Genomic DNA, 13,216 nt, shown 5'->3' on the forward strand with positions numbered 1-13,216 from the left:
GCGTGGATCTACTGGTGTTGCCGTAGTAGATCCACGCCATGCGTGGATGCGGTTGCGCCGCTGGCCGCCTTACCGCGGCCAGGCGTTGGCGATGGTGCAGAACAGGCGTGCCGTCTGCTCGGTGTCATACACCGCGCTGTGCGCCTCGTTGGCATCCCAGCCCAGCCCGGCCGCATTGGCCGCGCGTGCCAGCACGGTCTGGCCGTAGGCGATGCCGGCCAGGGTCACCGTGTCGAACACGCTGAAGGGGTGGAACGGATTGCGCTTGTGCCCGGTGCGGGCCACGGCAGCGTTGACGAAGCCGAGATCGAAATGCGCGTTGTGGCCAACCAGGATGGCGCGCTGGCAGCCGTACTTCTTCATCGCCGCACGTACCGGGGTGAACACGTGGTCCAGTGCTGCTTTCTCTTCCTTGGCCAGCCGGAACGGGTGGTCGAGGATGATGCCGGTCACTTCCAGCGACTTCGGGTCGATCTCCAGGCCTTCGGCTGGCACCACGTGGGCGCTGGCGGTCTGGCCGGGATAGAGCAGGCCGTTCTCGTCCATCTCGATCGGCACTGCGGCGATTTCCAGCAGCGCGTTGCGCTGGCTGTCGAAGCCGCCGGTCTCCACGTCCACCACCACCGGCAGGAAGCCGCGGAAGCGTTGTGACATCGCGCGCTGCGCCTGGGGTACGTCGGAAACGGGGGCGGCGGCAGGTGCGGGGGTGGGATCAGTCATGTGAGGATTCTAGCAGAGCGACCCTGAGCGCCCGGCCAGCCTCTGGTCCACGGGTTCCCCGCGTGCGCGTGTGTCGACCAAGGTCGACAGCTACCGGAGCACCGGGTGGCCGGGATCCCGGCAGGTGCGACCATGGTTGGCACGGGGCGCGCCGGCCTAGCGGACCGCTGGCCGTGCCGCCGTGCCCGATGGCAGCCATCGGGCCAACCACGCATCCACGCTGAGCTTGCCGGCGCCACTGAACATCAAGGGCAGCAGCATCGCCATGAACAGCAGCGGCAGCTTGAAGTTGCCAAAGCCCTGGTCGCTGATGGCGTAACCCATCGCCAGGTCGCCCAGCGAGCTCCATTCCATCGGCCAGTGCACCGCGTAGGTGGCTACCATGGTCAGCACCAGCAGGCTGGCGGCGGCGAAACGGGTACCGAACCCGAACAGCAGGCAGGCCGCGCCGATCAGTTCGAACCAGGTCGCCAGCTGCCAGTTCAGCGCGGCCGGCAACTGGTCGAACGGGAACGGAAAGGCGCCCTGCAGGTCGGCGAACCAGTTTTCGCCGTGCAGCTTCTCGCGGCCGGACTCGAAGTATTCCCAGGCCAGCAGCAGGCGCAGGCCGAGCGGGGCCAACCACGGGGCGCAACGGTCCAGCTGGCCACGCAGGGTGGCCAGGGTCGGGGTGTTCATGGGACGGTCTCCTGGAAGGGGCGTCAGGGCGGGGTGGGTATCGGGCCGATCACGCCGGCACGCAGGAATTGCTGCAGCAACTGGGCGCCGGGGGCGGCCAGGCTTTCAGGATCGAGATGGTGCAGCCTGGCCAGCGTGCGCAGTTGCTGCTGGCCGGTGGCGCCGGGCGCCTCTCCGATCAGCGTCAGCAGGTGCACTGCCAAGCTGCTGAGAACGGCAAAGCGCACCGCACCGTCGGCATCGCGTCGCACCAGCAGGCCGGTGGATTCGGCCGGCGGTTCCGACGGCGCTTCTTCGGTACCCAACTGATGGACCGGCCAGCGATACAGCAGTGGCCAGGCCAGCGGCGATCGCTGCAGTGGATGCTGCAACGGGTCGATATCACCCGCATCCGGCAGCGGCGTCGCCTGCAACTGGTACAGCGCGGTCTCCACCCACTCGTAGTGGGCCAGTTCTGCCAGAGCCGGATGGGGAAGCTGCGCCTGGGCCTGCAGCCACTGCACGAATTCGGCGGCCAGTTCGGTAAACAACGGCGTCTGGCAGCGATGGTGGGCGAAGTAGTGCCGTACCAGGGCGTTCCAGGCCGGTTCGCCCAGCAGGCGCACGCAGACCGGGAAGCCATTGCTGAGCAGGCCCAGCAGGTTGTTGAACAGCAGCTGCTGGTACACCGCTACCCGCCGCGCTTCGAGGCCGGCCGGTGCGGGCACCGCCTGCGGATCACGCAGGTGCGCGGTGAATGCGTGCTGCTGGGCGCGCAGCGTCCCGGGCGAATCAGCCATGGGCGCCCCCTGCATGTGCGGCCTGCAGGCGGCGGATGGTCTGCAGCTCGCCCTGCAGCTCGGCATAGGGCGGGAAATTGAAGTCGCGTTCGAGCAGGGTCGGGCGCGGGCCGATGCGGGCATAGGTGCGTGCCAGCAGCTCCCAGACCGGGTCGATCACCGCACTGCCATGGGTATCGATCTTCAGGTCCGGCGCTTCGTCCAGATGCCCGGCCACGTGCAGGCAGGCAATGCGTGCGGCGGGCAGCCCGGCGATGAAGGTGTCGGCGTCGTACCCGTGGTTGCAGGCGTTGACGAAGACATTGTTGACGTCCAGCAGCAGGTCACAATCGGCCTCGGCGAGCACGGCAGTGGTGAATGCCAGTTCGTCCATCGCCGGATGTGGCGCCAGGTAGTAGGACACGTTTTCCACCGCGATGCGGCGACCGAGAATGTCCTGCACCCGGGCGATGCGGGCGGCGGTGTGATGCACCGCTTCTTCGGTGAACGGAATGGGAAGCAGGTCGTACAGATGACCGTCATCGCTGCAGTAGCTCAGATGCTCGCTGTACAGCGGCACCCTGTGCTGTTCGAGGAAGGCGCCCACCTGGGCCAGCAGCTGCACATCCAGCGGCGCGCTGCCGCCCAGCGACAGTGACAGGCCATGGCAGCTCAGTGGATGGCGCGTGGCGAGCTCGGCGAGAGCGTCGCCGGCAGGGCCGCCGACCCCGATCCAGTTTTCCGGTGCGCATTCGAGGAAGTCGAAGTCGCAGGCGGGAGCGTCCTGCAGTTGCTGCAGCAGCGCCCGGCGCAGCCCCAACCCCGCAGCCGCCGCAGGGAGCGGCGGCTGCGGGAGGACGACGCTGGCGCGGACCTCAGTGCTTGGCACCGCACTTGCCTTCGCCACACTTGCCTTCGGCCGACTTCTTGTCGCCGCCGGTCTTGGCCTTCGCATCGGTGCCGGCTGCGGCCTTGCCCTTGTCGCCACCACACTTGCCTTCCGCGCTCTTGCCATCGGCGCCGCACTTGCCCTCGGCATGCTTGGCCGCATCGGTCGATTTGGCGTCGGTGGCCTTCGCGTCGCTGGCCTTGGCCGCCTGGCCAGCCACCAGGTAGCCCTGGGCCAGGTCGGTCATGCTCAGGGCCGAAGCGCTGGCAGTCATGCCCAGGCCGGCAGCCAGGGCGGTAGCGGTCAGCAGGGACAGCGTCTTGTTGGAACTGCTCATCGGTCGAACTCCTTGGGTGGTGGGCAGGTGCCCGGGGTGAATCGATGGTGCAGCGATCCTACTCAACGAATCCTCGCCGGGACTTCAAATTTTCGTGAGAATTGTTACAGAAGGTGAGACCGGCGAGCGCAGCAGCGCATCCGCGCACGGCATGGAGCCACCTACGGGCTGCGTAGGCCCAGCAGTAGATCCACGCCACGCGTGGATGGAACGCCAGCAATACACGCACACAAAAAAGGCCGCTGTCGCGAGGACAGCGGCCACCCTGGAGTCGAATCCGGTGTTGCAGTGCAGTATCAGATCTGCGCGGTGCTGGAAGTTTCGTCGCGTTTCTGCCGGGGCGGCAGCGGCTGCTCGCCGTGCACCAGGAACCACACGTTCTCGGCGATGTTGGTGGCATGGTCGCCCACGCGTTCCAGGTTCTTGGCCATGAACAGCAGGTGCGTGCACGGGGTGATGTTGCGCGGGTCTTCCATCATGTAGGTCAGCAGTTCGCGGAACAGCGCGGTGTACTGCGCATCCAGGCGGGCATCGTCCTCGCGCAGTTCCAGCGCGGCGGCGGCATCATTGTCACGATAGGCGGTGATGGCACGGCGCACCTGCTGCGCCGCCAGGCGGCCCAGCGCGCGCAGGCCCTGGATCTGCGGCAGCGGCGGAACCTTGCCCAGCGCGATGGAGCGCTTGGCGACGTTGGCCGCGTAGTCGCCGATGCGTTCGATGTCGGCCGGGATGCGCAGGCCGGCAAGGATCTCGCGCAGGTCACGCGCCATCGGGCCACGCAGCGCCAGGCGCATCACATCGTGGCTGATCTGCTGTTCCAGCTGATCGATCGCCTCGTCGTTGGCGATGATGCGATGGGCGGCGTTCTCGTCGCGCTTCTCGATGACGTCCATCGACGCCTCCAGCTGGGCGACGGCCATCTCGCCCATGCGCACGATTTCGGCCACCAGGCGCTGCTGCTCTTCGTCGTAGCTCTTGACGATGTGGTCGTTGGGAAGATTCATGGTCTGCAATCCGGGTAGAGCCAGGCCATGCCTGGCTGGGACGTGTGGCGAAGGAACAGCACCGATCAGCCGAAGCGACCGGTGATGTAATCCTCGGTCTGCTGCTTGGACGGCTGCGAGAAGATCACTTCGGTGCGGTCGTGTTCGATCAGGTCGCCCAGGTACATGAAGGCGGTGTAGTCCGAAACACGTGCCGCCTGCTGCATGTTGTGGGTAACGATGACGATGGTGTATTCGTGCTTCAGCTCTTCCACCAGCTGCTCGATGCGGCTGGTGGAGATCGGATCCAGCGCCGAGGTCGGTTCGTCCAGCAGCAGCACCGACGGGCGCAGGGCCACGGCACGGGCGATGCACAGGCGCTGCTGCTGGCCACCGGACAGGCCCAGCGCGCTCTGGTTGAGCTTGTCCTTCACTTCGTCCCACAGTGCGCCCTGGCGCAGCGCATGCTCGACACGGTCGGCCATGTCCGCCTTGGACAGCTTCTCGTGGTGGCGGATGCCGTAGGCCACATTCTCGAAGATGGTCATCGGGAACGGCACCGGCTTCTGGAACACCATGCCGACCTTGCTGCGCAGGCGGTTCATCGGGTACTTCGGCGACAGGATGTCCTCGCCGTCCAGCAGCACCTCACCGCGCGCTTCCAGCTTCGGGTACAGCGCGTAGATGCGGTTGAAGATGCGCAGCAGGGTCGACTTGCCGCAGCCGGAGGGACCAATCAGCGCGGTCACGCGCTTTTCCGGAATCTCCAGGTTGATGCCCTTCAGGGCATGGAACTTGTCGTAGTAGAAGTCCAGTCCACGCGCGGCGAGCTTGACCGGTGCCGGAGCGTGCAGGTTCTCGTGCGAGGCCGGCACCACGATGCGCTGCATCGGCACGGCGTTGGAAAGGTCGTTCATGGCGTTGTCCACGGAAAGGTCAGTCATGGGAGATACGGTTGCGCAGCAGGATGCCGCGCGCAGAGAGGCTGACCAGCAGCACGAATACAGTCAGCACCAGCGCGCCGGCCCAGGCCAGCACCTGCCAGGATTCATACGGGCTGCCGGCGAACTGGTTCATCACCACCGGCACCGATGCCATCGGCTGGAACACGTTGCTGTTCCAGTACTGGTTGCCGAAGGCGGTGAACAGCAGCGGTGCGGTCTCGCCGGAAATGCGGGCCAGCGCCAGCAGGATGCCGGTGATGATGCCGGCCGAAGCGCTGCGGTACAGCACCTGCACGATCACCTTCCACTGCGGGATGCCCAGCGACAGTGCGGCTTCGCGCATCTGCGAAGGCACCAGGCGCAGCATCTCGTCGGTGGTGCGGACCACCACCGGCAGCACGATGAAGGCCAGCGACAGTGCACCTGCGAAGGCGGAGAAGCTGCCGCCGGTCTGCATCACATACAAGGTGTACACGAACAGGCCGAGCACGATCGACGGTGCTGACAGCAGGATGTCATTGACGAAGCGGACCACGGTGCCGGCCTTGCGTGCATTGCCGTACTCGGCCAGCCAGGTGCCGGCCAGCACGCCCAGCGGGGTGCCGATGCCGATCGCCAGCGCGCACATCACCGCACTGCCGAAGAAGGCGTTGGCCAGGCCGCCTTCCTGCATCGGCGGCGGCGTCATTTTGGTGAACAGGTCCAGGTTGATGCCGGCCAGGCCCTTGGAAGCGAGCGTGAACAGGATCCAGCCGAGGAAGAACAGGCCGAACAGGGCCGTGGCGCAGGACATCGCGATGGCGATGACATTGCCGATACGGCGGCGCAGGTACAGGGAGTCAGCGGTGCTGGACATCAGTTGCCCTCCTTGCGGGACAGGCGCATCAGCATCAGGCGGGCGATGGCGAGCACCACGAAAGTGACGATGAACAGGACGAAGCCGAGCAGCAGCAGCGCCGAGCGATAGGTTTCGGTGGCTTCGCCGAAATCGTTGGCGATCAGTGCGGCAATGGTGGTGCCCGGTTCCAGCAGCGACGGCGACAGGCGCACGCTGTTGCCGATCACGAAGGCCACGGCCATCGTCTCGCCCAGTGCGCGGCCGAGGCCGAGGAATACACCGCCGATCACGGCCGAGCGGGTGTAGGGCAGGACGATGTCCCAGCTCACTTCCCACTTGGTGGAGCCCAGCGCGTAGGCCGATTCCTTCAGGCGGGTCGGCACGGTCAGGAACACTTCGCGCATCACCGAGGAGATGAACGGAATGACCATGATCGCCAGCACGAACCCGGCGGTGAGCATGCCGATGCCCAGCGGCGGACCCTGGAACACCGGGCCGATGATCGGCCACTCGCCAAGGGTTTCATTGAGGAACGGGGTGACGTACTCGGTCATCACCGGCACCAGCACGAACAAGCCCCACATGCCGTAGATGATCGAAGGGATGCCGGCCAGCAGTTCGATGGCGGTGCCGACCGGGCCGCGCAGCCAGCGCGGTGCCACTTCGGTGAGGAAGAAGGCGATGCCGAAGCTGACCGGCACGGCGATGACCATCGCGATCAGCGCGGTGACCAGGGTGCCGTAGATCGGTGCAAGCGCGCCGAACTTGTTTTCGACCGGATTCCAGTCGGAAGAGAAGAAGAAGCTCAGGCCCTGCATCTGCAGGGCATGGCGGCCGCCCCACAACATCGAAAGTGCGGCGCAGGCCAGTGCGATCAGGACGAAGATGACGGTGCCGACCAGCACCCATCGAAACAGTTTGTCGTTGCGGGCATCACGCGTGTCACGCGTGGACGGGGCGGCTACAGGCTGGGCGATGGCATTCATGGGGACGGCAGGGCCAGGAAGGGGCGGGGCAGCACGAGGTGCAGGAAACGGTGCCCGCGCAGGGCGGGCACCGTCGGGGCCATCACTTCAGTTCGGTCGCCCAGTAGGCTTCGATCTGCTTGACCAGCTCGGCCGGCAGCGGCACGTAGTGCAGCTCGTTGGCCTGGGCCTGGCCGCCTTCGAAGGCCCACTTGAAGAAGGCCAGGGCATCCTGGTTGCGCTTGGCATCCTTCGGCTTCTTCTGCATCAGCATGAAGTTGGTGGCGGTGATCGGCCACGCCTGCTCGCCCGGGGCGTTGGTGATGACCAGGTTGAAGTCCTTGGCGCTGGCCCAGTCGGCGCTGGCGGCAGCGGCGGCGAAGGTCTCGGCGTTCGGCTGCACCCAGGTACCGGCGGCGTTCTGCAGCGCGCTGTAGGGCATCGCGTTCTGCAGCGCGTAGGCCAGTTCGACGTAGCCGATGGAGCCCTTGATCTGCTTCACGTACGAGGCAACGCCTTCATTGCCCTTGCCACCCACGCCGTCCGGCCACTGCACCGAGGTGCCTTCGCCGACCTTGGTCTTCCACTCCGGGCTGACCTTGGACAGGTAGTTGGAGAAGTTGAAGGTGGTGCCCGAACCGTCCGAACGGTGGACGATGGTGATCTTGCCGTCCGGCAGGGTCACGCCCGGGTTGGCGGCGACGATGGCCGGGTCGTTCCAGGTCTTGATCTTGCCCAGGAAGATGTCGGCCAGCAGGGCGCCGGTCAGGCGCAGCTTGCCCGCTTCCAGGCCATCGATGTTGACCACCGGCACCACACCGCCGATGGCCGACGGGAACTGCGCCAGGCCGGCCTGGGCCAGCTCTTCGCTGCTCAGCGGCTTGTCGGACGAGCCGAAATCAACGGTGCCGGCCTTGATCTGGGCGATGCCACCGCCCGAACCGATGGACTGGTAGTTGATCTTGGCGCCGGTGGCGGTGTTGTAGTCGGCCGACCACTTGGACACCAGCGGGAAGATGAAGGAAGCGCCGGCACCGGAGACTTCAGCGGTCACCTTGTCGCCAGCAGCGGCGGGAGCGGCAGCGCCGTCGGCGGCCGGCTGCTGTGCGGCCGGCTTGTCGCCACCGCAGGCCGACAGGCCCAGGGCGATGGCCAGGGAAAGGGCGGCAAGGCTGGCCGAGTGCAGTTTCATGGTCACTCCATAGCGGGGTAGAGCCGACGGCGTCGGCGGATGCGGCTATGAAATGATGTTTTTGTTACAGCCGTATGACGTCCATGACAAAGGTGTCCTGGAGCACGTTCCGACAAGGGTTTCGGGGCGTCCGGGAGCTTCGTGGCGGGGTCCGCTGGGGTCGTCGGGGCCCCGGAATGCGCGCGGGTGGCGGGCTTTTGTCCTTGTGACTCGAGTCGTGCTCGACTGATGCCGGCAAAGAGCAGTCGAGCATGGCTCGACGCTGCAGAACCGGTGCACCCAAAAAAGAAGAGCGCCGGATCACGAAGGATCCAGCGCCCGTTGGGGTCGGCGGGGGAGAGAGGACCCGCCGACCCCCGTTCCTGCGGGGGAACGCCTTGCTCAGTACTTCAGGTTCTGGGTCCAGTAGGTTTCGATCTGGCGCACCAGCGCGTCCGGCAGCGGCACGTAGTCCAGCTGCTTGGCCTGTGCATCGCCATTCTTGTAGACCCAGCGGAAGAACTCCTGGGTCGCCTTGGCGCCGGCCACGTTCTTGGGCTGCTTGCGCACCAGGATGAAGTTGGTGGCGGTGATCGGCCACGCTTCGGCGCCCGGGGCGTTGGTCATCACCAGGTAGAAGTCGCGGGCATTGGCCCAGTCGGCGCTGGCGGCAGCGGCCGAGAACGAGGCATCCGACGGCTGCACGATCTTGCCGGCGGCATTCTTCATCGCCGCGTAGGACATCTTGTTCTGCAGCGCATAGGACAGTTCGACGTAGCCGATGCCACCCTTGATCTGCTTCACGTAAGCGGCAACGCCTTCGTTGCCCTTGCCGCCGATGCCGGCCGGCCACTGTACCGAGGTGCCTTCACCGACCTTGCTCTTCCACTCCGGGCTGACCTTGGACAGGTAGTTGACGAAGTTGAAGGTGGTGCCCGAACCGTCCGAACGGTGGACGATCGTGATCTTGCCGCTCGGCAGGGTCAGGCCGGCGTTCAGCGCGGCGATGGCCGGATCGTTCCAGGTGGTGATCTTGCCCAGGAAAATGTTGGCCAGGGTCGGGCCGTCCAGCTTCAGCGCGCCCGGGGCGACGCCGGCCACGTTGATGACCGGCACCACGCCGCCGATGACCGAGGGGAACTGGGCCAGGCCTGCCGCAGCCAGTTCTTCCGGCTTCAGCGGAGCATCGGAGGAACCGAAATCGACGGTCGCCGCCTTGATCTGGGCGATGCCGCCGCCCGAACCGATGGACTGGTAGTTGACCTTCTTGCCGGTGGCGGTGCTGTAGTCGGCCGACCACTTGGACATCACCGGGTAGATGAACGAGGCGCCCGCGCCAGTGACATCGGCGGCGTTGGCGGCAAACACGGACGACGCGGCAAGAATGGCAACGGCGGCGCGCGACTTGAAGGCGTGGATCACGGAGAGGCTCCTGGGTGGTCGAGGGGCGGCTGCCCGACGTTTCGGTGCACATTCCATAACGGTTCCATGACACGCCTGCGTCTGTCATATGACGCAACCATGACAGGCGTCATGGGCGTTCTCCCGCCAGGTATCAGAGGCCCCGCAGCGCCTTGGGAACCACGTAGCGTGCACCGCTGGCAGGCATGCTCCAGCGCGTCGGTGGCCGCGTTGTTTCATCGGTGTGGCACTGGCCATCGCGCTCGGTGCTGACGCTGTCCACGCGTGATTCGCGCACCAGGATCGGCGCCCGTGCCGCGGCGCCGGGTTGGCCCATTTCAAGCGTGCGCTGGTAGCGGCTGAACGTACCGGCGCAACGGGTGTCCCACTCGCCGTTGCTGCCGCTGACCGCCAGCGCCGGCATCACCTGCCGCAGCTCCTGGCCGTCGCGCACGAACAACTGCAGGTCGGTCTGGCCGAACGGATTGGGGCCGGAGCTGCCGCTGTAGCTCATGCGCACGCCGAAGGCGCGGGTACCGGGGGCCAGCTGCCAGCGCGCGGTATCCAGGGACAGCCCGGTAAAACGCATGGCATCGCTGCTGACCGCATCGGGGATGCGGGTCCACGCCAGCGGGCGGCGGCTGGCAGTGTCCAGCAGCAACAGGTCGAGGTCGCCGCCGCGCGCGTCCTCGCTGGCCGGCGCATCCCATTGCGCTACCGCCAGCAGCGTCGTGCCGGGCATGGCCGCCCAGTCGCGGCAGGCCATGCTGTCCAGGCCGGTATGGCGTGCGGAGGTCGGCAGTGCGCCCTCCGGCAGTTGCCGGTAGGCCGCCTCACGCGCAGCGTCGGCGTCATCACAGGCCAAGGCGGGCAGCGGCAGCAGGGCCAGCAACGTGGCGCACACACGATGCTGCAGGGGCAGGGGAGGGCGCATCCCGAAGGTCCATGTCGACAGGGGCTGCATCATCGCCCGCCGATCGCCAAGCGACAACGAAAGAAGGCACGGCCGGAGCCGTGCCTTCCATCAACCACCTGCTGCAGGTCTTACCAGAAGAACTGCGCGCGCGCTTCCAGGATGTTCGGATCGTCGTTGACGAAGCCACGGGCGCTGGAGCTGTACTTCTTGCTGTCGACCATCACGTAGTTGAGCATCAGCTTGAAGTTCGAACGCCAGTACCAGTTGGCGCCCACGGTCCAGATATCCATCTTGCCGCCCAGCACGCCATCGACGATCGGCGGACGGCCGGCCACCGGGTTGGCGGCGAGGTTGCCGTCGTTCAGGTCCATGTGGTCGTAGCGCACGCCCAGCTGCCACTGGCCACCGGCCGGGTTGTTGGGCAGGCCGGTACCCGGCGTGCCACCCTTGTAGCTCCAGGACTCGCCGGTGACGTTCCACACGCCGCTGACGTAGTAGCCATCGCTGGTGTAGTTGTCGTTGGCCAGGCGCTTGGCCTTGCTGGTGTAGTACTCGGCCTGGGCCTTGAACGGACCCTGGAAGTACATCGCTTCGGCGCCGATGGTGCTGACGCGGTCGGTGTCGACCAGGTTGCCGCTGTCGACCAGGCGCGCGGTGGCCAGGTCGGCGTTGGGGCGGGCACGCACGCGCAGGGTGTCTGCGTCGGTGTCGTAGTCCACATAGCTCAGGCCGAAGTGCAGGACCTGGCCCTTCTCGTTGATCGGGGCCCAGGTGCCACGCGCGCCGTAGCCGCTGCCGTGGGCCAGGTTGCGGGTCAGCTCGCGGCCGAAGGCGCTGGCGGTGACCGACCAGTTGTCCTGGCCGTAGCTGTAGGCGCCACCGAGGCGACGGGCGACCGCGTAGGTGTTGGTGACCGCAGCCTTGGAAATGAAATCGTTGTTCTTGGTGCTGGACAGCTCTTCCAGGCTGTTGGGCTGCTTGAACTGGCCCAGCTGCAGGAAGTGGTTGGCGTTGCCGAGCAGCTTGTACTTCACGTTGGTGTCGAGGAACTTGTCGGCCTTGGCGTCATAGCCGACCACCCACTCCACGTTGCCCGGGCCCTTGCCCTTCAGCACCAGCTCGGCGCGACGCAGTTCGAACTCGCTGTTCTTGCCGTTGCCGGCGTCACCGCCGTTGAGGTCCACGACGTCGTTGTCGTACCAGTTGCCATCGGCCTGGACCAGGCCTTCGAAGGTGATTTCCGAACCGCCGATCACATCGATGGCGACTTCGGCGTGGGCGGCGGGCACATACAGCGCAGCAGCCACGGCGACCGTCAGGAGTTGGTGATGCAGTTTCATGGGAAGGAGCCTTGCAGGCAGGTGGGAAGATGCGCGCAGGCTAAAACGTGAAGATTGCGTAAATGTGACAGTTCGCGAACGGCCGCGATCCGCCGCAGGCCCCGTCACGGCTGGGCCTGCCATTGAAACCGGTTACGTATGACGCCGGCATTGCGCCCCGGTTGCAGTAGATCCACGCCATGCGTGGATGGATTTCCAGCCGAGCCACGCCATGCGTGGACGGCGCCGTTACTCCGCGAGGGTCTTTTCCTTGAACCGGCAAAGATCGGCAATCACGCATCCCGGGCAATCCGGCTTGCGTGCCTTGCACACATAACGGCCGTGCAGGATCAGCCAGTGGTGCGCATCGAGCAGGAACTCGGCAGGAATCGCCTTCACCAGCCGGTCTTCCACCTCGCGCACGTTCTTGCCCGGTGCAAGCCCGGTGCGGTTGGCCACGCGGAAGATATGGGTATCGACGGCCATCACCGGTTCGCCGAATGCCGTGTTGAGCACGACATTGGCGGTCTTGCGGCCGACGCCGGGCAACGCTTCGAGTGCGTCGCGGTCGCGCGGCACTTCACCGCCGTGCTTGTCCAGCAGGATCGCGCAGGTGGCGATCACGTTCTTCGCCTTGGCGTTGAACAGGCCGATGGTGGCGATGTACTTCTTCAGGCCTTCCTCGCCCAGGGCAAGCATCTTCGCCGGTGTATCGGCCACGGGAAACAGGCGTCGGGTCGCCTTGTTGACGCCGACGTCGGTGGCCTGCGCCGACAGTGCGACGGCCACCAGCAGTTCGAACGGCGAGGCGTATTCCAGTTCGGTTTTCGGGTGCGGGTTGAGCTCGCGCAGGCGGGTGAACATTTCCACCACATCGGCGCGCGGCATCGTGCTGCCACGCCGCGCCGGTGCGCGCGTGGCCTTCTTCGCGGCGGCCATCAGCTGTCCTTGCCGGCGGCGCGGGCCTTGGCCCGGGCGAGGATGGCGGCAGCGGCCGCAGGCAGGGCGGGCTTGATATCCGGCGCAGGTGCCGGCGTCCGGCGTGCATCACGCTCGGCCTCGCGACGGGCCAGGCGCACGGCGCGCGCGCGGTAACGCTCGCGCGCCGCCCAGGCGTCCTGCAGCTGCCGCTGCATGCTGCACAGGCGCGCAGGCAGCTCCGGATGACCGGGAAGCAGTCGTTCATCGCCCTCGCGCGGAATGTAGTCCATCAGTCCAGCCTGCAGCGCGCCATCGGGATCGTCTGCCTGGATCCGCGCGAACAGCTGCACGGGATCGGGTCGGGATGCCATGGCGG

15 protein-coding genes are annotated in these 13,216 nt (G+C 66.3%); all 15 read right to left on the reverse strand.

The annotated features are described in order from the left end of the window. Nucleotides 1–69: 69 nt before the first annotated feature. The 15 genes from rnt to ACVOLJ_RS06880 all read right to left on the reverse strand — a co-directional run bounded on the left by rnt (nucleotide 70) and on the right by ACVOLJ_RS06880 (nucleotide 13,211). The gene (gene rnt / locus ACVOLJ_RS06810; protein ID WP_135272949.1) at nucleotides 70–654 is read right to left on the reverse strand and encodes a ribonuclease T; all 585 of its coding nucleotides are present in this window, start codon (nucleotides 652–654) and stop codon (nucleotides 70–72) included. Between the two features lie 222 nt (nucleotides 655–876). Then, entirely contained in the window at nucleotides 877–1,398 is a 522-nt protein-coding gene (locus tag ACVOLJ_RS06815) for an HvfX family Cu-binding RiPP maturation protein (RefSeq protein ID WP_481563765.1), read from the reverse strand. A 23-nt stretch (nucleotides 1,399–1,421) separates the two neighbouring features. After that, nucleotides 1,422–2,177, reverse strand: coding sequence for an HvfC family RiPP maturation protein (locus ACVOLJ_RS06820; protein WP_481563766.1), 756 nt, complete (start codon nucleotides 2,175–2,177; stop codon nucleotides 1,422–1,424). Further along, nucleotides 2,170–3,045: an HvfB family MNIO-type RiPP peptide maturase gene (locus tag ACVOLJ_RS06825; protein WP_481563767.1), complete on the reverse strand. Its 876-nt coding sequence runs from the start codon at nucleotides 3,043–3,045 to the stop codon at nucleotides 2,170–2,172. The genes ACVOLJ_RS06820 and ACVOLJ_RS06825 overlap by 8 nt, the downstream gene beginning before the upstream one ends. Then, nucleotides 3,032–3,382 carry an HvfA family oxazolone/thioamide-modified RiPP metallophore gene (locus ACVOLJ_RS06830; RefSeq protein WP_475277963.1) on the reverse strand — a complete coding sequence of 117 codons (351 nt, stop codon included), beginning with the start codon at nucleotides 3,380–3,382 and terminating at the stop codon, nucleotides 3,032–3,034. Before ACVOLJ_RS06830 ends, ACVOLJ_RS06825 begins: the two co-directional genes overlap by 14 nt. Nucleotides 3,383–3,678: 296 nt before the next feature. Beyond that, nucleotides 3,679–4,386 (reverse strand): phosphate signaling complex protein PhoU, encoded by a 708-nt coding sequence (gene phoU, locus ACVOLJ_RS06835; protein ID WP_475277964.1) that lies wholly within the window; start codon nucleotides 4,384–4,386, stop codon nucleotides 3,679–3,681. A 65-nt stretch (nucleotides 4,387–4,451) separates the two neighbouring features. Beyond that, nucleotides 4,452–5,282, reverse strand: a complete 831-nt coding sequence (gene pstB / locus ACVOLJ_RS06840) for a phosphate ABC transporter ATP-binding protein PstB (protein WP_475278180.1) — start codon at nucleotides 5,280–5,282, stop codon at nucleotides 4,452–4,454. 19 nt (nucleotides 5,283–5,301) lie between these two features. Then, nucleotides 5,302–6,165, reverse strand: a complete 864-nt coding sequence (pstA, locus tag ACVOLJ_RS06845; RefSeq protein ID WP_032951813.1) for a phosphate ABC transporter permease PstA — start codon at nucleotides 6,163–6,165, stop codon at nucleotides 5,302–5,304. Then, entirely contained in the window at nucleotides 6,165–7,133 is a 969-nt protein-coding gene (gene pstC / locus ACVOLJ_RS06850; RefSeq protein ID WP_025875378.1) for a phosphate ABC transporter permease subunit PstC, read from the reverse strand. Before pstC ends, pstA begins: the two co-directional genes overlap by 1 nt. A gap of 82 nt (nucleotides 7,134–7,215) precedes the next feature. After that, complete coding sequence (gene pstS, locus ACVOLJ_RS06855; RefSeq protein WP_475277965.1) at nucleotides 7,216–8,304, reverse strand: phosphate ABC transporter substrate-binding protein PstS; 1,089 nt, start codon at nucleotides 8,302–8,304, stop codon at nucleotides 7,216–7,218. A 381-nt stretch (nucleotides 8,305–8,685) separates the two neighbouring features. Further along, complete coding sequence (gene pstS, locus ACVOLJ_RS06860; RefSeq protein ID WP_475277966.1) at nucleotides 8,686–9,705, reverse strand: phosphate ABC transporter substrate-binding protein PstS; 1,020 nt, start codon at nucleotides 9,703–9,705, stop codon at nucleotides 8,686–8,688. Between the two features lie 133 nt (nucleotides 9,706–9,838). Next, the gene (locus ACVOLJ_RS06865) at nucleotides 9,839–10,618 is read right to left on the reverse strand and encodes a PA3715 family protein (RefSeq protein WP_481563768.1); all 780 of its coding nucleotides are present in this window, start codon (nucleotides 10,616–10,618) and stop codon (nucleotides 9,839–9,841) included. A 110-nt stretch (nucleotides 10,619–10,728) separates the two neighbouring features. Further along, entirely contained in the window at nucleotides 10,729–11,940 is a 1,212-nt protein-coding gene (locus ACVOLJ_RS06870; RefSeq protein ID WP_481563769.1) for an OprO/OprP family phosphate-selective porin, read from the reverse strand. Nucleotides 11,941–12,168: 228 nt separating this feature from the next. After that, complete coding sequence (gene nth / locus ACVOLJ_RS06875; RefSeq protein ID WP_475277969.1) at nucleotides 12,169–12,858, reverse strand: endonuclease III; 690 nt, start codon at nucleotides 12,856–12,858, stop codon at nucleotides 12,169–12,171. Further along, nucleotides 12,858–13,211 carry a hypothetical protein gene (locus ACVOLJ_RS06880; RefSeq protein ID WP_475277970.1) on the reverse strand — a complete coding sequence of 118 codons (354 nt, stop codon included), beginning with the start codon at nucleotides 13,209–13,211 and terminating at the stop codon, nucleotides 12,858–12,860. Before ACVOLJ_RS06880 ends, nth begins: the two co-directional genes overlap by 1 nt. Nucleotides 13,212–13,216: the final 5 nt, after the last annotated feature.

The organism is Stenotrophomonas sp. STEN046, from assembly GCF_056759755.1.